The sequence below is a fragment of the Phenylobacterium sp. genome (assembly GCF_024508875.1).
Taxonomy (GTDB): Bacteria; Pseudomonadota; Alphaproteobacteria; order Caulobacterales; family Caulobacteraceae; genus Phenylobacterium.
Map to the genome: position 1 here is coordinate 1 of NZ_JANINU010000236.1, position 3319 is coordinate 3319.

The window sequence follows — 3319 nt, forward strand, 5'->3', positions numbered from 1 at the left end:
CCAGGCGCTTCTTGTGCTGGGTCGACACGACGATCTGCAGGATCTCGACCGGGCGGTTGTCCTCGTAGCGGACCGTCACCTGGCTCTTGGCGTCGGGCTCCAGCACCGCGCACTCGCCCGAGTGGCGCACCTCGGCCAGCTTCTTCAGAATGTCGTGGCTGTACTGCAGCGTCGCCGGCATCAGCGAGTCGGTCTCGTCGCAGGCGTAGCCGAACATGATGCCCTGGTCGCCGGCGCCCTCGTCCTTCTTCTCGGTGGCGTCCACGCCCTGGGCGATGTGGGCCGACTGCTCGTGCAGGTGGCAGGCGTACTTCGCCTTGTTCCAGTGGAAGCCCTTCTGCTCGTAGCCGATGTCCTTGATCGCGGCGCGGACCTTGGGCTCCAGCGACTTCACGATCTCCTTGGTCAGGGCCTTGTTCTCGGCCTTGGAGCCGCCCGGCTTGCCGGCGCGGACTTCGCCCGCCAGCACGATCCGGTTGGTGGTCACCAGGGTCTCGCAAGCGACGCGGGCCTGCGGCTCGGCGCTGAGGAAGGCGTCGACGACGGTGTCCGAGATGCGGTCGGCGACCTTGTCGGGGTGGCCTTCGGACACGCTTTCGCTGGTGAAGATGTAGCTGGAACGGCTCAAGGGCTAGGCTCCGGAGATGGGTGCGGCGCGGCGGACGGCCGGCTAGTAGGCCGAACGCCTATAAAGAAATCCTTATGTGGCGCCAAGGCTCGGCGCCTAATCGGCCGCAGGTCTGCGACGCCGGCGACGTCCGGCCAGCCACGACGCTGCCGACAGGACCAGCAGCCCGGCGAACGGCCAGTCGCCCGCCCGGCTGTAAAGCGTCGGTCGCGCCGGGGCGGGCAGGCGCGCGTCGATCACGCCATAGGCGCCCAGGCCCAGCTTCCGGTCATCGACCAGCCGCCCCTGCGCGTCGATCACCGCCGAGACGCCCGTCGGGGTGGAGCGGATGATCGGCAGGCCCTGCTCGATGGCGCGATAGCTGGCGATGTTCAGGTGCTGCCAAGGGCCGCTGGTGCGACCGAACCAGGCGTCGTTCGAGACATTGAGGATCCAGGCCGGCCGCGCCCCGCCCGCCGCTAGGCCCGGGAACAGCGCCTCGTAGCAGATCAGCGGCTGGACCGCCGGGACACCCTGCACCACCAGCGGCCGCGGGCGTGGGCCGGGCGTGAAGTCGTCCTCCATGTGCACCAGGCTGCGGATGCCCAGCGTGCGCGCCAGGTCGCCCAGCGGCATGAACTCGCCGAACGGCACCAGCCGGAACTTGTCGTAGTAGCCGGCCACCCGCAGCGCCTGCGCCTCGCGGCGGAACGCGACCAGGGTGTTGAAGTAGCGATATCCGTCGCGCCCGTCCGGCTCGGCGCGATTGGCGCCCATCAGCAGGGTCTGGCCCGGGGCCAGCGCGTCGCGCAGGCGAGGCGCGTAGGGAGAGCCCTCCGAGACCAGGTCGTCGATCACCGCCGGCAGCGCGCCTTCCGGCCAGATGACCACGTCGGGACGCCGCGCCGCGGGACGCTTGGTGAGCTCCTCGTACGCCGAGAACACCAGGTTCAGGTTCTCGGGCCGCCACTTGTCCTTCTGGTCGATGTTCGCCTGGACGATGCGGATCACCGTGGCGTCGCGGGCGTAGGCAGGGTTCGGCGTGGCGGACAGCCGGCCGGCTCCGCCGGCGTAGAGCACCGTCAGCCCGACCCCCGCCGCGACCAGCACGCCGGCCTGGGCCGAGCGGCGGACCTCCAGCATCAGCACCGCCGGCGCCGACGCCAGCAGCAGGGTGATCCAGGTGAGTCCGTAGGCGCCGACCAGGGCGGCCGCCTGCGACGGCGCGCTGCCCGCGCGCCAGGCTTCGCCGACCAGGTTCCAGGGAAAGCCGGTCAGGATGTGGCCGCGCAGCCATTCGGCGGCGGCGAAGACCCCGGCGAAGACGATGGGCTTCCACGCGCTCCGCGGCCGCAGGGCGCGGTACGCCGCCGCCGCCGCGCCCCAGAACAGCGCCAGTCCGCCCCCCATCAGCACGATGGCGAAGGGCGCCATCCAGCCGTAGATCTCGGGCTCCACGAGAAACGGCTCGCCGATCCACCAGGTGGAGAGGCCGAAATAGCCCAGGCCGGCCAGCCAGCCGAGGAAGAAGGCCGACCGGCGCGGCCGCGGGCCGTGGATCGTCTCCAGGCGCAGCAGGATCAGGCTGAAGCCCAGCAGGCCGACGACCAGCCCGAACGGCGGATGGGCCAGGCCTGCCGCGAGGCCGCCCACGAGCGCGGTCAGCGGCGCGTACCAGCGGGGTCGCGCCACTCAGGCCTCGGCCGAGGTTTCGGCCGGATCCATCCGGCGCACGCGCACCCGCTTCACCCGCCGCGGATCCGCGGCCAGCACCTCCAGCAGGTAGCCGTCGGGATGCTCGATCCGCTCGCGCTTCTGCGGCACGCGCCCCGCCAGGGCGTTCACCAGTCCGGCGACGGTGTCGATTTCCTCGTCGAGGTCCTCGGGCGCCAGGTCGGCGCCCTCGCCGATGGCGTGCTCCAGTTCCTCCAGCGGCGCCCGGCCATCGACGATCCAGCCGTCGTCGTCGGCGACGATCGGCAGGTAGGCCTGGTCGCCCTCCTCGTCGTGCTCGTCGGCGATGTCGCCCACCAGGGTCTCGAGCAGGTCCTCCAGCGTGACCAGCCCGTCCACCCCGCCGAACTCGTCGATCACCAGGGCCATGTGGATCCGCTTGGCCCGCATGGTCGTCAGCAGGCGCTCCGCCAGCATCGACGGCGGCACGTACAGCACCTCGCGCACCAGGTGGCGGCGGCCGGTGAGCACGTGGTCCTCCGGCTTGGGCTGGCGGCTCTTGCCGGCCAGCAGCTTGAAGACGTCCTTGACGTGGACCACGCCCACCGGCTCGTCCAGCGTCTCCTTGTAAACCGGCATGCGGCTATGCTCGGCCTCGACGAAGCGGGCGGTCAGCTCGGCGAAGGTGCAGCCGCGCTCGATGCCGACGATGTCGGCGCGGGGCTTCATCACGTCCTCGACGCGCAGGTCCTGGAACGCGCGGGCCTGGCTGACCAGCTCGCCGCCGGTCTCGGTCAAAGGCTCGGGGTTTTCGTCGGCGGCGGCCTCGGCCGTGCGCCGGAAGAAGTCGAACAGTCCGAGGAGCCCGCGCGTCTTGCGGCGCGGGCTCTGTCGACTAGGAGGTTCGGGGTCGTTCATGCTCTCCCTCGCCGGCCGCATAGGGGTCTGGGACGCCCAGGCCGGCCAGCACCGCACGCTCGAGGCCTTCCATGACCTCGGCCTCATCATCGCCGATGTGATCGTATCCGAGAAGATGCA

At 71.0% G+C, this 3319-nt stretch carries 4 protein-coding genes; all 4 read right to left on the minus strand.

The window, feature by feature from the left end:
- Positions 1–628: S-adenosylmethionine synthetase N-terminal domain-containing protein (locus tag Q0L11_RS16895; RefSeq protein WP_296598770.1), on the minus strand; the 628-nt coding region annotated here is incomplete at its 3' end.
- A gap of 96 nt (positions 629–724) precedes the next feature.
- A complete protein-coding gene (gene lnt / locus Q0L11_RS16900) occupies positions 725–2299 on the minus strand; it encodes an apolipoprotein N-acyltransferase (protein ID WP_296598771.1) in 1575 nt (524 codons plus the stop codon).
- On the minus strand, positions 2300–3199 hold the full coding sequence (locus Q0L11_RS16905; RefSeq protein ID WP_296598773.1) for a hemolysin family protein: 900 nt from the start codon (positions 3197–3199) through the stop codon (positions 2300–2302).
- Positions 3177–3319: rRNA maturation RNAse YbeY (locus Q0L11_RS16910; protein WP_296598775.1), on the minus strand; the 143-nt coding region annotated here is incomplete at its 5' end. The genes Q0L11_RS16910 and Q0L11_RS16905, both read right to left, overlap by 23 nt.